Here is a 19,193-nt window from a genome sequence, read left to right on the forward strand (position 1 = left end):
GAGCTAAAATTCAGGCAATAAGCATCCTCTTCAACCGTCAAATGGTTCAAAAATAAACTGGAAAAATGCAATGTTATGGGTTCATCAAGGTCAAAACTGGGCTTCGTGATTGCATTTTGAATGGATAGTCAACATAGTGACTTGGCGCAGCAGATCAACCTGCCGGCTTGATGATGTTTTTGGTGGTTTGTTTTTTTTGATACATACTCACAAATTGATGGTTATAATTTGAGAGTCACGAAATGAAAAGGAACTATAACTTTGGGCCCTATCCATCGCACTACAAGGCTCTGACCCCTCACGAAACGATACACGATAGAAGCCCAAGAGCTATAGCATGCACCAAAGGTACATAAAATATCTACTTGGGCATTAAATCTACCGTCTCGTCATGATTAATTGTCAGAGTATGTAGTCGAGACTCTTTTAATTCAATGCCATAAATAATTATAAAATCATTTACAATTCAAATATAATCAGATTATTAATGAAATACAAATTTTATCTAATACATTTTATAATCAATTAAGCCCCGAAATTGCTATTGTGAAAAAACCAGTTTTAATTAGCTCAATAGCACTGTACATTATTAATAAAATCAAAGTAATTAGAATCTCCCTTGATCTAACTACTAGAGATATTCAAAAAATTTTAGAACTCAGTGATGATGGAAATATTTTAGGAGCGATAGAAAGTAACTTGAATCCTGCCAAATATCACGACGAGCATTTAAACAAACTTGCTAAAGCATTTACAATTAAGTCTAAAGAAAAAAACTTAAACACGTCGTACGATATTAATGATTTCTATCCTCCAAAAGATTTTGAGGAAAAAATGGTTGAGAAAATCGTTATTAAAATTAAACCAACAGAACTCAAACAAACTGGTGTTCTTTACTTATTATTAGTTGAGGAAAAAGACTCCTTTTTTGATGAATGGCATTCTGCGAAAGAAATTGCTCATCATTGTGGATCAAAAGCTGAAAAGAACTGGGAAGCAAAAGATTTTACAGCAATCATTGAAGCTACGGTTAAAAAAGGAAATTTATTAAGGAAGAGTGACGACGAAGCTCTTTTCAAAAGACCATAAGAAATTATTATCTTAGTTTATCGATTAATTATGGCTGCAAAGAGAAAAAAAATCGTTTATACTACCTTTCCTGCATTTTCATTTGATAAGGTAATGTTTTTTCATAAAATCAGAACTGAGAAAGGATATTCTGCTTTCGAATGTTCATTTATGATTGGTAAACATAATTTCTTAATCCGTGATGCCGAAAATCCGTTAAAAAAAACTTTAATAGATGCAGAAGATAGTCTAGTTTTGGCGAAGGTATTTAATCTTGAACCATACAATCCTCCCTGCAATCCAATAGATTATTACAAGTTAGATGTCACTTTCAGTATAGTTGAACGGAAGAAAATGCAGTGGGAAATTGTCATTGCAAACGATGAAATTAAACGACTTAGAGCTCTGAAAATTATTGAGGAAGATAAAGAAATTGAATTACCGACCTCATCTTTCCTCAGCACTTATGATGATGTGCAGGAATATTTCAAGAAATTAGTAGCTGAAGGGTATTTCAATTCTGCAAGAACTGCATTAGATATATTAAACAAGTATAGAGAGTCTGTAGAGTTTGGTCCGGAATTTCATCCACGATATCTGATCAAAAATATCCGTTACTATCTTAATAAAAAATCTGGTGAACCTATCTTATTCGATCGGAGGACGAATCTGTTCTCAAGACGGTTGTATTTTAAACCCTTTGATTTCGAAATCTTATCGTCAAATGGCTTGATTTCCAAAACATTCTTAAGCTCAGGTATCAACACATTTCAAAAAGCATGTAACTGGGTTAGTAGTCTCGCATATCGTCGCAATCAAGATAAAGAAAATGAATTAGCGCTATTTAAAGACCTATGTGGTACTTGCAGTACAAAGCATGCGTTATTGAAGAGATTGGCTGATGAAAATGGAAAACATGAGCTAAAACTCATACTGGGATTATTCAAAATGGATGGTAATAATACGCCAGCTATTAAAGATATAATGAAAGAGCATAATTTGCCATATATTCCGGAAGCTCATAACTATTTACGTGTATCTAACTACATTATGGATTTTACAGGAATAGGGATAAACGAAACTAAATTTGAGCTGGATATACTAAAAGAAATCCAAATACAAGCAGATCAAATAACCGATTTCAAAGTACAGTTTCATCGAGGATACCTCGCTCAATGGATTGAAGATAACAAAATCCCCTACTCTATTGACGAACTATGGGCTATCAGAGAGGAATGTATAGGGCTGATAGTGTTAAATTCACAATAATAATTAAGTTTTCATGGAATTATCTAACGATTTTAAAAGTGCATTAAGACACTTTGTTTATTATTACACAAATGGAAGTTTGCAATATGTTATAGATGACAATGAATTATTGAAAAATATAAATTACAGAGAAGATTTAAAAAATGAAGCAAGTTTGGTTGAGCAAGCTTTTGCAATTTTTGCAAATAATATAAAAATGGATGAATCTGGAAAAGTGTTAAATTTTAATCATGCAATGAAAAGAGCCGCTCAATGGATAAGGTTTGTCTGTAGAGAAGACAACGATACTTATCAAGTTGAACCGGAATTTGAAAATTGGGAAGTAGAACTCTACTAAAAATTTGCCCATAACAAGAGTTTAACGGTATTTCAGCTCTTTTGGATCTTTGAAAGAGCTTGAAACACCTCATTGCCATTTCTTTGTAGATTCTGAAAGCAGCGCAAGTAACGATGAGATATTAACAGTAGATCAAGAAATAAAGTATATCAACCATATCAATGAGACAGAAAGAGTAATACTCCCGAAGGAAGAGCATTCTCATCCTGAAAATCATATTGATATCTTCTATACAAACAGTAATACATTTAAAGTTGGTCTCAATTAAAAGCAAGTCAATATTTGAGTTTTGTGAAAATTAAGAGATAGTGGTAATTAGACTTTTGTATATTTTTTTAATCAAGTTTTAAAATATACAAAAGTCATTGAAACAATTTTATTCGAAACTTCTCAATAATGCATTTTCATCTTCCCACTTTGCCTCCATTATATAATTATCTCCCAACATTCTAAAAATTCCCGCTATCGATGGATGGGTAATTTTGGTTTCCTCAAATAACTTATCGAAAAATTTTGCACGATACCTTTCGATCCTACCTCCATCAAAAGCACCTCGACTTGTTGCTCCTAAGTTATTGAATATTTGGGTCTTAAAAGCTTCTAAAATCTCTTCCGTACCGATATCTTCTATTACATCATATATTTCAATGGGAAAACCTTTCCCATTCTTTAAATTTATTGGATATTTAGCTAATAATTGCCCCAAGCAATCGTCAGTAACTTTTGTTCTATCATTTTCCTTAGCAAGTTGCCTTACTTCAAAAATCCATTTTCTAAGAATTTCGTTATCTATGGTTCCATCGTCTTTTAAAGAAGGAATTTCATTAAATGAGCCTAGAATATTCCAGCCAGCTCGAAGCATATCCATACCATTTGGATTATCATTATAAAACTGTACAACCAATTGTCTTTCCTCCACATTCTCTGGTAAATAGACTTGCTTTAACAGTCCAAAATATTCGGCAGCTCTTTCTGACATTAATTTATATAGGTTCTTAGGTTTTGGAGAATATGAACTGGAACTAGAAAATACAAACATAAATTTCATTTCTATATTTGAAGCTCTTGGAATATCATAGTCACTTCTTGAATAGAGAAAATCTAAAAGTCTATTAAAATGATTATGATCAAATCTTGTATCATCTTCGAAACCAAATAGCGGAACTTGCTCCAAAGCATTAAGAACTTCTTCGGAAGTAAGGGTTAACTTATGTTGATAACAGGCCCATGATAATGTATTTAGATATACTATTGATTTTTTGTATTTCAATAATTTTTTTAATGCGTAAAAAAGTTCCTTTTTATCTGCTGAAAATAAAAAACCTCTTTTATTTGTCCAAAATAACTGCTCAACTTCCTTATTTTTTAACTTAGTTACATATTTAAATAATGTGATACTATTCTTTAAAGATGAAAGAAAATTTACTATACCATTATTGCTAAGATCAGAGACTATTAAACTATCCAATATATCTATTTGTGTCCTTAGATTTGTTTTTAACTCGGAAATACTTATAAACTCGCCTACTAAACCTAATAAATATTTATCTTCAGATTCAATTAGTTTATAAATTTCTAATTTATCCTTATCTTTTAAATTGGTTGACTGAGCCAGAATATTCCCATACAAGGAAGGATGATCAATCTGCTGCGCTAATTCGAATATTTTGCTGATACCAAATTCATTTATAATCTGGTCAATAAACTTGAGCCTTTTGGATAATATTTTCTTATCAATTTCATCAAAATCAGTATCATCCCTTCCTTCAATAAAATCAGGATAATGTTCTTCAAAAAGATAAATATCATTTAATAAATGATTATCAGAAACAAAATTGAAAGCTGTTTTTTCAATCCTATCCAATATTTCAGTAGGTAGTCTCCAATCTGCTGACGGATAACTCCTATGCTTGCTCAGGATTTTTCTAAAAGCATGAAATACTTTATTTCTATCATCTTCACTGAAACCCAATATTGTTTCTATAACGGATAGCGTTTCATCAATCTTGTCCCAATAAATATCATCCAATAATTCAATAAGTCCCAAAATTCTATTCAAATTATTTTTGGAAATTTCCAATATAAGGTCAAAACAAAATCCCATCATGTAATAAAATTCATTTCTGGATACTTGTATTTTTCTTAATTTTGAAAACAATCTCCATTTAGGCCTTGGTGTATTGAATGCCGTATCATTCAAAGGCCCTATAAGATTATATAAGAGCGAATAAAGTATATCTGGATATTTTGTTAAAAGAATTCTTAATAATTTTTGCCTATCCTCTACATTCGTGTTAGTTTGTGGATACCAGATTCTAAATATATTTTTAAGATTATTAAATGGTGTATTTGTAGTCGGCAACCTATCTGGCGATAATATAACCAGTTCACAAAGAACTTTAGAAACACGCATGATACATTCAGGAAACCATGCAATTATATCTAGACAAAACAATATATCAGGCAAATCGTTAGAATTACTGTGGAAGCTTTTTTCTAATTCGAAAAATCCAGTTACAGATTTATCTATAATTATTCGCTCTAAATTATTTAAAAAGATGTTTGGAGATGCTTCTGCTAATAATGTTAATTTGCCGGACAATGACCTCCAAATTAACAGATCTTTCTGAAGAATATCTTCTACAATCCGATCTACAAATAGTGATGAGTTTGCTATACAATTTAATCCGTAATCATTTCCAAATACAGAAATTGCCAATAGAGATTCACATAATCCCTCTTTTAATGTGTTCGAATATTTAGGTCTATTTTCTTTAGTAGAATATATGTTACCCCTTTTTTCTAATGGGACTGTATATTTATAAGAAATCTCAGCTAAAACCTCCAAACATATTGCGCTGTATTTTTCTAAATCCGCTTTAGTAATATATTTCGCCAAATACAACCATGAATCATTTGGCGATACCAATCTCCAAGTCCCATTTATATAGTATATTGGAGCATCTTCTAAAGTATATAAAATTCTTAAAAACTGTATATACTCTTCAGAAGAGTTTCCAGATAATTTTTCAATTATTGCTTTGTCTTCAGCATAATTTTCATCGAATCTATTTATTAAAAGAATTGGAATGAGATCTCTAATATCAACACTATCTAAATACTGAGGTTTCGTATCTAAATCTATTCCTAAAATGCGTTTCAATACAGAAATATTACGTCCAGAGTTACTGGTTAGCAATCTCGCCTTCTCACTGTCAATGCCCATTTTTTCTAAACTATCTTCAAATGAAATCCTAGAAACAATCGGCAATTCTATAATTTTAGTTGAATGTGCTTCCTCTGCAAGACTTATCGGTATAATAATTTTGTGTCCACTCTGCATAGCTTCCCGCAGGTCAATATTTTCTATTTTGAACTTTGCAATAATTATTAATGGTTGGCTCGCCTTTGAAAATCTATTAAACGATTCAATATTGTCTATAACAACTACATTTTCTCTTGAAATCTCATCAGTCAGCATCAGAATTGCAAGCGGAAATGCTACTGCCTCATCTGTTGTTATTGATTTTATATAAAGTTTGGAATCAGTGCTTTTAAAAAATGTTTTTACATTTTCAATTTGATCTTTTCTACTCTCACCCAATAAAATATCAGGAACAATTTTGAATGTTGCACCTTCACTCCAAATTTTCCAGTATGCATCAGGCGTATATATTCCCAAGGTAGGTTTTTTCAATATTTCAGCAAGCCACAATTCAACTGAGGGTGCCAATTCCAACCACTGCTCTATATCTATGGCATCAATATATCTGACATCTTTCCAAAATCCCTCTTTATTCTTTTCCTTTGCCCATTTCCCTTTGTCACGATACTTCTTTGCATTTATATTTATATATGTAGTTTCATCGGGGATTTTATCCAATGGATCTAGTTTTCTTTTACTATAATCTTCATCAGCTTTTCCTTTTTTATTGTTGGTTGTGCCAAACTCCCAGACACTTTCGCCTAAGGGAACAAACATATTTTCCGCATCAGAAGATAATTCCCCATCATACCCTCCCGTCTGAACATCTTCTCCATATGGAAAATTTAAATTCTTTATAGCTAAATTATCAGTAGTAGCTAAAATTAGCTTTCGGACGAGATGCGGAAGATGATATTTACATTCTACTAAATTAGCCCATGCTTCAATATCGTTTGTATTTATAAATCTCATGTTAATAGGTCAAGCTCTAATTTACAAAATATAATCTAAACCGCTCTAGAGTTAGTAGCAATAGATTATGTCTAAAATCAACTTTATTAAAAAAATTAAATTCTACAAATTTTCAACATACTACTAAGACACATTTTCATTTAGGTTCAGCATATCGATTCTTTTTCCATCTATCCAATTTATTTATTTGATCCAGATATAATTGCTTCTTCTCAGCTGGAATTACATCATTACTCATCAAAAGTAAGGTTACGTCATCATAGTTCATGACAAAATTCCCATAATAAAAACATTCGGAACAAAATGAATAATTAAAAGTTCCATCCGAATTTTTGGATACAGTTACGATGGAATCAAAAATACGACCACAAGATTGGCAAGTCTCCTTTAGTTTTCCTTTTTCACGTAAACTATATTTTTCCATAAATCTTTTAAACGACTCTAGGGACTCTAATTCATCTTCTTTTTTCCGCAAAGAATTGACAGAACTCAGAAAAATAAATAGTGCCAATAATGTCAAAACGCCATAGAATATAGCCTTTTCTTTAAAATATGACTTGGATAAATTTAGTTTCTTATCTTCACCTTTCAATATGATTCTATGAATCTTATTTTTAAGATATGAAGAAGTATAATCCAAATAAATGGGTAATATAATGTCGACGGCGACTGAGTAATTTTTACTTGTGTCACTTCTTATCTCCAAAGATGCTGTAGAATCTGTCCAAGATACTGGATTAGTAACATTATACTTTTTAGAGATGTATTCTGAAGTTCTTACTAATCTTATCAATTTATCAGAAGCTTCAATAGCGCCACTATTTTGCTCATTGCTAACTTTAGAATATTCAATAAGACTCGTATCTAGTTTATCTTGCTCAATTTTATACGCCGTAACTAGGAAATAAAAGGCAATCACACTAAGAGCTAGATAAATTTTACTTGTATTATCTGGAAGTTTATCGAATCCTAACATAAATTAATATTTGGTTAAGTCCAAATATCCTTAATACTTATTTAATTAACAAGATTATTTTTTCTATTATATAGTACAGTACTACTATAATCATAATTGTTTAAAATTTTAGTCAACCAATCGTCTGTTAAGTAAATCCAACTCCCCTGCTATAATATCGGGCCAACGAGCAAAACCTTGTCTAATAATCTCTTCCCCATCAGCTATGGTAAATAACTGAGAGATACTAAAGGCAGACTCTCGGATGCCTGCAATCTGTCTAAAAGTTAGCTGTGATCTACTTTTACCTGTTCTTACTGCTGTAGGATGATTGAGTATATATTCTTGGTGTATTTGCTTTAAATTCATCTGTATAGTTTTTGAAAATTAATAGATCAATCAGAAAACCCTTAAGAATTTTCCTTCTAACACTTCCTCTGGCACATCTAGGGTCTGCTCGATCACTACTGTAGCAGACTCTTCCTTAAACTCGCTCATAAACGCCCATAGGTCGTTTACTTTTGTCGGAACAAAATGCTATATAACATCATCCACACTATTGTCAGACTTCAGGATATTGTATCCCTTATGCTTTAAGTCCTTCAAGATCTCGATTGTCAATGGTACATTCATCGCAATTAGTATTTATCGTTTTCACCTTTTTCCAACAGGGTTACACTTTTGTATCCGCTCACGTTACTATAGAGCGCATTCTCAGTAACCCTCCCCTGCTTTGATTCAATATTGAACAGGATGAACACGCAAGAATGTTGAGCAACCGGTTATCTTATATCGTGTCCATCCTTATTCAATATCCAAAGATAAACAATAAAACTAAATATATTAGTTTATTTTTGCTATAAATTTTAGCTTTTAACATTTTTTGAATAATTGTATTATCCGGATGATAGAAATACGGTTTCCCGTAAATATTTCTATCAAAGTTGTGATATTTTCGCCGGTTAATATTATATAAATAAATGAAACCTGAACTATTTATTGGATCCTCTGTTGAAGGATTACAGATAGCCGAAGCAATCCAGACAAAACTACAACACGAGTTTAATATTGATCTTTGGACAGATGGCATTTTCAATGTTGGTAATACAACTATTGATGATTTGATTGAAAAACTAAACAAAACAGATTTCGGGCTTTTTGTTTTTAGTGATGATGATATAAGTAATATTAGAGGGGCCGAATATACATCAGTTCGAGATAACGTTCTTTATGAACTTGGATTATATACCGGTAAACTTGGTAGATATAATACCTTTATAATTAAGCCGTCAGTAACTAATGATTTGCGTCTACCCTCCGATTTATCTGGTATTTATATTGGAACTTATAACTCCTCCAAACTTGATAATCCAGAATCTGCTGTTTCTGTATTTAGTTCACAAATAAAGCGACAAGTATTTGACAATACTAAGTATGTACTTAACGGTAAATGGGATTTTAGTTGGAACCTCAAAGATTCAGAAAACGACCCGCAGACAATAAGTGAAAAATTAGACGTTTTTCATTATGGAAACATACTCAAATTTCAACACACAATAGATTCTCAAAAATATGTATTCAATGCGGAATTTAAAAACCCCTATTTAACTGGGACATGGAAAGATGTGAAAGGAATTGGTTACGAAGGGACATTTCAAATGAAATTAAATGGCCAAGGAAATAAATTTGAAGGAATGTGGATTGGATGGAGCAATTCTGGAGGTATTAAATCTGATGTATGTCGATTAGAAAAAGTCTAAACACTTCTGCCAACACAATTTTAACATCAAGAAAGACTGAAATGCAAATTTGAAGCGATGTACTTCTAAAAAGTTTTTTAACGACCAATAAATTTTGTAAATTTATTGGTCAATATTGCTAATCAGTTAAAAGGTTATATTAAAATAACATTGAATCACTAATGGTATTTGTGCTTTATGACCGAGTTTAAACCAAAAATAAATTATGGACAATACAACTTATGAATTTTTTATTTGCAGATGCTGGAATTGTATTAGATTTCAACATGGTGCTAATACAGACACTTCCCAACTAAAATCTTAGATCAATTTAATATTTTCACTAATGCAAGTTTATCTTTTATAACAATGAGTTATCATTTTGACACAGGCTATGTAATTGAAAATCAGCAAAAATCACATGATATATATTGGGAATTACTAAATATGTATCGAAAGGATTTAAATATTGAATCTATAGATATCGACTTAAAAAAAAGGTTATTATCCTAACTTTACATATTTCATCAACTGTATATTACTAATTAATAAAATGCATACATTACCCTCTGATATTCAATCTTATTTTTCTGAAATAGCTGAACGGCTTTGGACAGGACATGCATCGGTTATTGTAGGTGCAGGATTTAGTAAAAATGCTGTAAATACAGTTAACCCGGCGAAATCGGCACCTGATTGGGGGCAGCTCGGTGATCTTCTGTATGAGAAAATTCATAACAGAAAACCTGGTTTAGAGGTCAAATATTTAAACCTATTAAAGTTAGCCGAAGAATTTGAAGCTGCATTTGGTAGATCAACATTAGAACATTTTATTCAAAAAAGTATTGCCGATAATGAATATGAGCCATCATCGGTTCATAAAATGTTAATGGAACTTCCGTGGACTGATGTCTTTACAACTAATTATGATACTTTATTAGAACGGAGCTGTAAGGACGTACTATCTAGAAAATATGATATTGTTATCAATCAGAAAGACCTTGTCTATTCTAATAAACCAAGAATTATAAAGCTTCATGGTAGTTTGCCTTCAGAACGTCCGTTTATAATTACTGAAGAAGATTATAGAGTATATCCGATAAAATATGCTCCTTTTGTTAATACTGTGCAACAATCCTTGCTTGAAAACACATTATGTCTTATTGGGTTTTCCGGAGATGATCCAAATTTTCTTAAATGGATTGGATGGATTAACGATAATTTAGGATACAGTAATGCTCCTAAAATTTATTTGATTGGAGTGTTAAACCTTACCGAATCTCAAAAAAAACTTTTGAGTAACAAAAACATAATTGCTGTGGATGTTTCATCTTGTAATGATATAAATGGTAATCATAAAAAAGGTTTAATGCTTTTTATAAATTATTTGGCTAGCCAGAAAAACAAACGTAAAAATTTAGACTGGCCAATGTATTCTGACCTTAAGAAAATTACATTAGATAAAAATGAAGATATTGCTTCGCTCCTTTCTGAATGGGTAAAATGTAGAAATAAGTATCCGAATTGGATAATCCTTCCTCAAAAGCAAAGAGATCGATTATGGAGGTACACCGAAAAACATAGTCATAATGAATCTATATTTCAAAATCTACAACTTTTTGAAGATTTAGATTATGCATATGAACTTAATTGGAGATTAGAAAAATGTTTATTTCCTATTTGGAATAAATTGGCTCCTTATTTTCAAAAAATTCTAGACAGATATAATTTTTTTCCAAATGACAACTTGGACAGAAAAGAGATTAACGTTAGTGACAACACTACCCAAACCGTCGATTTGAACAAATATGCGAGACGTTGGATAGAATTATCTCTATCAATGCTTAGGTTTTACAGAGAGGAAGATTTCGAAAATGAATGGTTAAAAATTTTTAATGAGCTAAATTTAATAAAAAAGCATCTTTCATATGAACAATCAGCTCATTTTTATTATGAACAAATACTGAATGCCATCTTCAAGAATAACCACGATGAAGCTAAGAGGTTATTGAGCGAATGGCCACAAAATAATAATTCTTTATTTTGGGAAGCTAAACGAGCAATGTTGTTAACAGAATTTGGTCAATTAAAAGAGTCGGCTAATCTATTAGAATTTGTATTAATTGAAATTCGTAAAAGACTAAATTTATCACCGATAGAAGATGACTACCTATGGGTTTCACAAGAAGCATATGTAATGTACCAACTTAATATGGTACAACAGAATATAATTCAAGAAACTTTGGTAAAAGATGAGGAAACTAAAGTAAATCAGGAAGATTTCAATGAAAGATGGAATGATTTATTAAAATTTAAATCTGATCCACAGGGGGAGATGAGGTATTTTGACATTATACTCGATCTGCCACAGAAAGTTAATCATGGTGTAACAATAAAAAATGATTTCCAAATTGGACGTTCCACTCGTTCAATTAAATTCGGTGGGACACCCCAGGATTTTTTAACAGCGTATACTTTTCTACGTTACTTGGATGAACTAGCAATACCATTGAGTTTATCACGTTTAAATATTGGAAATAAATCAATAAATGGAGCGTTAAGCCGCATTATGATGACATCCCCAACCTGGGGAATGGCAATTTTAAATCGATGTAGCGACAATAGTGCTGTAGAGGTGGTATTTCATCGTGAACAATTAATTAATTTACCAACTTCAACCGTAAACAAATATGTAAAGGAATATTTAAAACAATTTGAAATCCATTTTGTAAATGGAATCACAGATCCAATTGCAAAAGCTTTTATAGATAAAATTCCTACGATATTATCACGACTATGCACTAAATGTAGTGATGACTTAAGGGGTGAAATTTTTAAATTTTATTCAAAAATATATAAACAGCAGATTGTCTTACCTAATTTTATTAAGCTTTTTGAAAATTTAATTTATTCCAGTGATAAAAACACTTTAGCCTTAGCTGCAGAAAATTTACTAGATGCGCCACTTTTAGATTCGGAAAGCTATCGAGCTGTAACAACTTTTTTAGAGCCGTTTGATTATTTCAAAACAAATAATATTCAGAAGAAATTAGAAATTAATCAAAATATAGTAAAGGATATTTTCGAAAAAGCTCTTGAAGCAACTGGTGTAAGAGAAAATGCAATTACACGTTTAATATTCCTTTACGAGAAAAAGCAACTTAATAAAACACAAGTTAAAAAGCTATTCGATATCATTTGGCAACAAAAAGATAAAGATGGATTTCCAAAACACACTAAATATTACCACTGTACATTTATAAAATGGCCCCACCCCGCTAATATTAACCCAATTGATTTATATACACAGTATATTGCAATTAATAATTTTAATATTCAAGATACCGGAAATAAAAAAGGAATCAGTATGTCACACGGTACTGACAGATATTCGGAAGAACTATTTTTTGGTTCTAAAACTTTAAATAATATCGACGGTATAAAATGGAATCTAACTCAGATAGAAGAGATCTTACAAAAATGTGAGCAATGGTGGAATCTTGATAAACATTACCTTACAGATGAAAAACATAAGTCAATAAGATTTGCTGGCTCAATATATGAAGAATTTTTATCAAGATTCAAAAATCTTACCAATATTATAGCAAGAGTCTTCGGTATTCGTAAAGATGATTTAAATCCTGAATTAATAAAACGCATAGAAACTCTCATCATTGATATGGAAAATCATGGTGTTCCTGTTTTGAAAGCTAAAGTTACTTTTGGAATCTATAAAAATTACAATAAATATTTAAAAGAAGTACAAGATTATTTAGCATTAAAGAATAAGACATCAGAAGTAATTGATGCATTGGAATCTATTATATTATCTGTTCATTGTAGTCCATACAAAAAGGATAAGAAATTTCTATTTGAATTGATTACGTTATTAGCTATACCCCTTAAATGGAATATACTAGAACTACTTGGTGATGTATTCGATGTTCTTCAAGATTTTATACTGCACAGTAACATTGATTTAACAAATATACATGATGATATTGAGTCCTCTTTAAGGTACACTTTAAACATGTCAACTGATGAACTTCCTTTAGCCGAATATTTAATACTAAGGCAAAAATCAATATCTCTTGCAAGCGCAATATTTATTCAATGGAATAAGGTCCACCTCCCTATCCCGCAGATTATAACGGAATGGAAGACAATAGCTGAAAGTGATGAAGAATTTGGTGACATAAAAAATAGATGGTAAACAACTGTAATTTTCTAGTTTAATAGCAATTGAAAAATTAGCGTAAACTAACTATAAAAAAATGAAGTTCCGATTTGTGAAAATAAAATTATGGAAAAAATAACACATAAAAAAAAGAGAGCCTCAATTTCGTATATACAAAATGGTGAAAATAAAATTAAACTAGATGATTATGAAGGCGCGTTGAAATCTTTAGACAAAGAGTTGTCTATAAATCCAAGTAATTGTCTCGCCTTAAATCTTAAAGGATATTGTTTATTGAAATTAAATAAATATCCTGAAGCAAAACCTTGCTTTGAAAACTCTTTACAAATTGACGATAGCAAATCTGAAAGCTGGGGATATTTGGGAACCTATTACCAGCTAAATAATGAAATTGAAGATGCAGAAAAATGTTTTCTTCAAGCAGAAAAACTTGAAGGGAATGAACTCTCCTATTCTCAAATTGCTTATTTTTTCTATTCTATTGAAGATTATGATAAGTCAAATTTATATGTTGAAAAAACACTGAGTATAAATAACAAAAATGAAAGTGCTCTTAACACCAAGGGTTTATTATACATTTCTGACGAAGACTACACATCGGCAATTGCAACTTTTAAAACTTTGATTGGCATTAACAGCTCACATAGTATTTATCAAGGTAATTTGGGTTATGCTTATTTGTTAAATAAGAACATTAGCAAGGCTAAAAAATCATTAGAAGAATCCATCTCAATAGATGGCTCTAATGCGTTTGCATTTAATAATTTAGCTATACTTTATTATAGTAAATCTGATTATTTAACAGCATGGAGTAATATTGAACAGGCAATTTCGATTAACCCTGACGTGGAAAAATTTTGGGAGAATAAAGCAGATATATTGATCGCAATTATCAAATCTGGGAACGAAACCTTGGGCAGTTTTCAAGATGTTGGCTATTTCTTTTATAGAGCAAATCACTCAACTGTAGATCTACTAATAGCGCTAAATACAACAGTATTAGAATTGTCCGAAGATGAGAAATCCCAAATAATTCTAGGGATAATTAATATGGATAGTTTTTTCGCGGAAACTATAAGTGGTTGTTTAATTGCTCGAGAGGACTACTTAAATATCTATCGTATTTCTCTAGAGGTTGTTGCATTGCTAAATACCACAGATGTGAACGAGTTCCAATTTGCACATTATACGACACAAGATACGGCCAATGTTTTAACTTTCTGCAATTCTCCATTTAGATTAAATTCAGTCACTACTGCTAATGATCCGAAGGAAGGGTATCCTCTATTAAATTTTTTAGGCTTTACTGGCTCGTATTCACATAATACTTACCAAGCATTTGTAGGAAGCTTTACTTTTAGCCCGGATAGTTTGAATCAGTTTAGATTATATGGAAAAAACAAAAATATAGAGGGGACAGGGATGAGTTTAATTCTTTCATTTCAGTATTTTGCACAGAACGCGGCTTTAAATAGAAAATTGACCAATCCTTCTGCTAACAATCTTGTAACAAAATCGACAAAACAGCCTTTATTTCGCTGTATATATATTGATCCATTATCTAAACGTTTAATATCTTTGGGGCACAAGGAAGCTTGTGTATTTTATCGGGAAAACATTGGAGTAGAAAGAACGAGTTTGGATGAAAAGGTTAATGGTTATCTCAATTTTATAAACGACTTAAAAATGAAAGTTGAAGAATCAATGACCAATTTGAATCAAGAAATTTTATTCTTGTACGACAAGGTTAAAAATCGTGATGATCAGAGAAATGAAATTTTTAAAATAATTCCGATGTTATTAATTCATCTACGCTATTTAGTTAAACATTATGATTTTAAAGAAGAACAAGAATGTCGAATAATACAGGTTGAACCTCTAATCAAAAATCCCTATATAAAAGTATCTGACGATAATAATAGAATGTACGTTGACTACCTTCCATTTCATAATACAGATAAATCATATTTAAATGAAATATTTTGGGGTCCAAAAACTTCTAATTTTGAATTATTTAAAGATAGAATAACCCTCTTAGGTATGAATATATTTTGCCAGAAGAATGATCATCCATTTATTTAGTAGAACATCATATTTGACCGAGTCGTCTTGGAATTCAAAGATACATGATGTTCTTCCATAATCTTTTAAGAAACGCAATATACAAGGCGCATATTTGGCGCAGCCATTAAAATAAATTCTAAAAACAAATTCATTGCAATTTCTATATAGCAGAAAAACAGAGGATACAAAATATTATTTCCTATTCAGGTTGATTAAACGTACTTTAATGGCGTTAATTATAATAAAAAAAAACACTATAGCCTATAACATGAATTCACAATTTGAAATTGAACTAAACAATCATTTAAAAAGCTTTACAACATCTCCTTATTTATTTATTGGATCTGGTTTATCCAGCAGATATATCAAAACAGATAATTGGAAATCCTTATTAGAAAATGTATGTAAACAATTGATGCTTCCTTATGGTTTCTTTTATTATAACGCAAAGGCAAATGGTGATTTAAGTAAGGTCGCAACATTAATGGGTGAGGATCTATTTGAAATTTGGTGGAAAGAAGAAAGATTTGCAAAGAGTCGAGAAAAATTTTCCGACAAAGCAATTGATAAAGAAAGTCCATTAAAATTTGAAATTTGTGAATTTCTTCAAAAGAATCTATATTTAATATCTCCTGAAATTGAAGCTGAATATAATTTATTCAAAAAAATAAATGTCGAAGGAATAATTACTACAAACTGGGATAGTTTATTAGAAAAATCTTTTCCCGAGTTTGCCAGTTACGTAGGTCAAAATAAACTCATTTTCAATAATTCAATTAATGTTGGGGAAATTTATAAAATTCATGGTTGTGCAACTGATCCAACGTCTCTAGTTGTAACGGAAGCTGATTACAATGCATTTCATAAAAAAAACCCCTATTTAGCAGCTAAACTTTTAACAATTTTTATGGAACACCCTATCTTATTTATGGGGTATAATATTGGAGATTCAACCATACATTTAATTTTAAACTCCATAATTAATATATTAGACCGAAACAATATTAGTTCATTAAAGGATAGGTTGATTTTTTGTGAACGAGATAACTCAATAAAAAATTGTACAATTAGTGATGGAAATATTTTAATATCAGGCTTAAACTTGCCAATAAAACAGATAAAATATAAAAGTCTCGAGAGTGTCTATAATGTTTTAACCCAAAATAACAAGAGATTGCCTATAAAAATCTTAAGACATATGAAAAATATGGTTTACGATTTTGTTAAAAATAGTAATTCAAAAACCAATGTCTATTTAGCTGACGAATCTAATATAGACAACTTAGATTTAAATAAAGTTCAGTTCGTTTATGGATTTGGAATAAAAGAAAGTTTATCCTCAGTTGGGATTAAAGGTATTAGTTCAAAAGATTTATTGATAGATATTATAGAGAAAAATTTACAATTTGAGCCAATAAGTATATCAAGAAAAGCATTGCCAGACATAATAGGGAAATATATACCATACTTTAAATATTTAAGGTTAGCAAACCTCTTAGATGAAGAAGGGAAATTACCCATATCAGAGAAAGCAGGAGAATTTACTACTGAATTTGTAGAGAAAATAAATTCAATTAACCACGAACATTTTTATCCGGCAGGTTCATATTTATTGAAAAAAAATGAAATAAATTCTAAATACAGCTCAATAAGTGAACTTGTTGCTAAAGAAACTCCCCAACATTCAATGATTTTTATTCCACTTTTGGATATTGATAAAGTCAAATTAGAAGAAATGTATTCATTCTTAAAAGGAGTTAAAATTGATAAAAACAGTATAAAGACTGAAGAAAGGAAACTTATCTGTCTATATGATTATCTTAAATATAAATTGCAAAAATAACATCTGAAAAGTATGAAATTTACATTTGATAAGTAAGATAATTACTAAAACACAACATAATATGATTAAATTTTCTGTCAAACGTTAAGCGAATTTTTACATTTACCATTACAAATAAATGCTTATATATTCCTTTTATCGCATAATTAAGTAAGGATTTAAAATAATTGGTTTCGAAATTCAGGGTTCTATAGCTGACTTAGAACATTCGTTAATGACGCAGCTTTGTTTGGAAAAACAATTGAATAAAATGATTTCAAATATTAAAGTAGAAAAAGCTTTTATTAAATAATATCAATTAAACTTATTAAGACAATTCATTACAAAATTTCAATCATTTTTTCTGACGTAAGATTACAGAGTTTGAAAATGGAACTTATGATTATATAAGACAATTAACAAAGAGTAGTAATTTAATTAATTTACTAACTCTACTTATTGATTAAAAACATCTAAAAAACCAAATGGAGGAAAAAGAAATATTAACAAGAAACGGTATACTAAATTGGAGCTACTACGGTGATACATTCGAACTTGCCAATATTCTAATTGGAAATGGTTTTTCAATAAATCTATGTAAGCGATTATCGTATAAATCATTATATGATAGTTTTTCGAAAAAATCCTCTCCTGAACTTACCGAATTATTTAAGCTATTTGGAACTTCAAATTTTGAAATGATTTTAGAGAATCTTCAAATTACTAAAATTATAAATGAAGCGTTTCAGAATGACTCGACTTATATTAATCCAATTATTGAAGAATTAAAAAATGGACTTATCAGTACCATAGTTGCAACCCACCCTGAGTATAAAGAAATAGACCCATCGATATTTAGATCTTTGGGGAAAGAAATGTCTTTATTTGGAAATATATATACAACTAACTATGATGTGTTTTTATATAAAATAATTCTTGCATACAACGAACTTATCGATCAAAAAATAGAAAATGGCTTAAGATATAAAGATAACTTCAATGAGGCAACAGGAAAGGATAAACTAGCATTAAACGAATTTAATGATGGTTCAAAAGACATTTATTATTTACATGGATCTCTATTTTTATTCCATAAAAACTACACTTTCAAATTTAAAAGAGGAACAAGCGGTGATGAGTATATTACACTTCTTAGAAGAGAAATACAATTTGATAATTTTCCTTTATTCATTGCAGAAGGAAAATATATAGATAAATTAAATTCGATACAAAATAATTATTACTTGCGATCCTGTTTAGAAAATCTAAAAAGAGAAAAAGGTCCACTTGTATCCTATGGATTCTCCTTTCAAGAATCAGATAAACATATTGTTGATGCAATAAACAATTCGACTATAGATCCCATAATTATTTCAATTTATCCAGGTAAAAAAACAGAAGTTGAATTAAAAAAAGAAACGTCCAAATATAATGCGCTCTTTCCAAATAAAACAGTATCCTTTTATAATTCAGAAACATTATTTCACTTTCATCGCTTTCATAAATTTTAATCACAAATTACAACATGTGCTAAAGAATGTACTTTTTGACCTTATAATTACCC

Annotated in this window: 12 protein-coding genes; 9 read left to right on the plus strand and 3 right to left on the minus strand. The window is 30.3% G+C overall.

Annotation, left to right across the window (positions count from 1 at the left end; translation table 11 throughout):
- Positions 1 to 546 precede the first annotated feature (546 nt).
- The 4 genes from AC06G9_RS12230 to AC06G9_RS12245 are packed head-to-tail and all read left to right on the plus strand — an operon-like array spanning position 547 to position 2,942.
- Positions 547 to 1,089, plus strand: a complete 543-nt coding sequence (locus tag AC06G9_RS12230; protein ID WP_480956319.1) for a hypothetical protein — start codon at positions 547 to 549, stop codon at positions 1,087 to 1,089.
- A 30-nt stretch (positions 1,090 to 1,119) separates the two neighbouring features.
- Complete coding sequence (locus AC06G9_RS12235; protein WP_480956320.1) at positions 1,120 to 2,337, plus strand: hypothetical protein; 1,218 nt, start codon at positions 1,120 to 1,122, stop codon at positions 2,335 to 2,337.
- Positions 2,338 to 2,350: 13 nt separating this feature from the next.
- Entirely contained in the window at positions 2,351 to 2,674 is a 324-nt protein-coding gene (locus AC06G9_RS12240) for a DUF7677 family protein (RefSeq protein ID WP_480956321.1), read from the plus strand.
- 49 nt (positions 2,675 to 2,723) lie between these two features.
- Positions 2,724 to 2,942 carry a hypothetical protein gene (locus AC06G9_RS12245; protein WP_480956322.1) on the plus strand — a complete coding sequence of 73 codons (219 nt, stop codon included), beginning with the start codon at positions 2,724 to 2,726 and terminating at the stop codon, positions 2,940 to 2,942.
- Positions 2,943 to 3,050: 108 nt separating this feature from the next.
- On the opposite strand, the gene AC06G9_RS12250 is transcribed toward AC06G9_RS12245, so the two are convergent.
- From AC06G9_RS12250 to AC06G9_RS12260, 3 genes are all read right to left on the minus strand, one after another.
- Entirely contained in the window at positions 3,051 to 6,851 is a 3,801-nt protein-coding gene (locus AC06G9_RS12250) for a hypothetical protein (RefSeq protein WP_480956323.1), read from the minus strand.
- A 136-nt stretch (positions 6,852 to 6,987) separates the two neighbouring features.
- Positions 6,988 to 7,827: a zinc ribbon domain-containing protein gene (locus AC06G9_RS12255; RefSeq protein ID WP_480956324.1), complete on the minus strand. Its 840-nt coding sequence runs from the start codon at positions 7,825 to 7,827 to the stop codon at positions 6,988 to 6,990.
- 108 nt (positions 7,828 to 7,935) lie between these two features.
- On the minus strand, positions 7,936 to 8,175 hold the full coding sequence (locus tag AC06G9_RS12260; RefSeq protein WP_480956325.1) for a hypothetical protein: 240 nt from the start codon (positions 8,173 to 8,175) through the stop codon (positions 7,936 to 7,938).
- A 611-nt stretch (positions 8,176 to 8,786) separates the two neighbouring features.
- Between AC06G9_RS12260 and AC06G9_RS12265 the strand changes: the two genes are divergently transcribed.
- The 5 genes from AC06G9_RS12265 (at position 8,787) to AC06G9_RS12285 (ending at position 19,140) form a co-directional block, all read left to right on the plus strand.
- Complete coding sequence (locus AC06G9_RS12265) at positions 8,787 to 9,566, plus strand: TIR domain-containing protein (RefSeq protein ID WP_480956326.1); 780 nt, start codon at positions 8,787 to 8,789, stop codon at positions 9,564 to 9,566.
- A gap of 532 nt (positions 9,567 to 10,098) precedes the next feature.
- A complete protein-coding gene (locus AC06G9_RS12270; RefSeq protein ID WP_480956327.1) occupies positions 10,099 to 13,758 on the plus strand; it encodes an SIR2 family NAD-dependent protein deacylase in 3,660 nt (1,219 codons plus the stop codon).
- Positions 13,759 to 13,848: 90 nt separating this feature from the next.
- Positions 13,849 to 15,825: a hypothetical protein gene (locus AC06G9_RS12275; protein ID WP_480956328.1), complete on the plus strand. Its 1,977-nt coding sequence runs from the start codon at positions 13,849 to 13,851 to the stop codon at positions 15,823 to 15,825.
- A 208-nt stretch (positions 15,826 to 16,033) separates the two neighbouring features.
- On the plus strand, positions 16,034 to 17,650 hold the full coding sequence (locus tag AC06G9_RS12280; RefSeq protein WP_480956329.1) for an SIR2 family protein: 1,617 nt from the start codon (positions 16,034 to 16,036) through the stop codon (positions 17,648 to 17,650).
- A 464-nt stretch (positions 17,651 to 18,114) separates the two neighbouring features.
- Positions 18,115 to 19,140: a DUF4917 family protein gene (locus tag AC06G9_RS12285; RefSeq protein ID WP_480956330.1), complete on the plus strand. Its 1,026-nt coding sequence runs from the start codon at positions 18,115 to 18,117 to the stop codon at positions 19,138 to 19,140.
- Positions 19,141 to 19,193: the final 53 nt, after the last annotated feature.

The sequence above is a fragment of the Sphingobacterium sp. MAE genome (genome assembly GCF_056711605.1).

Excerpts from the sequence above, each read along its gene's own strand:
- AC06G9_RS12235 (WP_480956320.1), top strand. The coding sequence starts at position 1,120 with ATGGCTGCAAAGAGAAAAAAAATCGTTTATACTACCTTTCCTGCATTT.
- AC06G9_RS12240 (WP_480956321.1), top strand. The coding sequence starts at position 2,351 with ATGGAATTATCTAACGATTTTAAAAGTGCATTAAGACACTTTGTTTAT.
- AC06G9_RS12250 (WP_480956323.1), bottom strand. The coding sequence starts at position 6,851 with ATGAGATTTATAAATACAAACGATATTGAAGCATGGGCTAATTTAGTA.
- AC06G9_RS12255 (WP_480956324.1), bottom strand. The coding sequence starts at position 7,827 with ATGTTAGGATTCGATAAACTTCCAGATAATACAAGTAAAATTTATCTA.
- AC06G9_RS12260 (WP_480956325.1), bottom strand. The coding sequence starts at position 8,175 with ATGAATTTAAAGCAAATACACCAAGAATATATACTCAATCATCCTACA.
- AC06G9_RS12265 (WP_480956326.1), top strand. The coding sequence starts at position 8,787 with ATGAAACCTGAACTATTTATTGGATCCTCTGTTGAAGGATTACAGATA.
- AC06G9_RS12270 (WP_480956327.1), top strand. The coding sequence starts at position 10,099 with ATGCATACATTACCCTCTGATATTCAATCTTATTTTTCTGAAATAGCT.
- AC06G9_RS12275 (WP_480956328.1), top strand. The coding sequence starts at position 13,849 with ATGGAAAAAATAACACATAAAAAAAAGAGAGCCTCAATTTCGTATATA.
- AC06G9_RS12280 (WP_480956329.1), top strand. The coding sequence starts at position 16,034 with ATGGCGTTAATTATAATAAAAAAAAACACTATAGCCTATAACATGAAT.
- AC06G9_RS12285 (WP_480956330.1), top strand. The coding sequence starts at position 18,115 with ATGGAGGAAAAAGAAATATTAACAAGAAACGGTATACTAAATTGGAGC.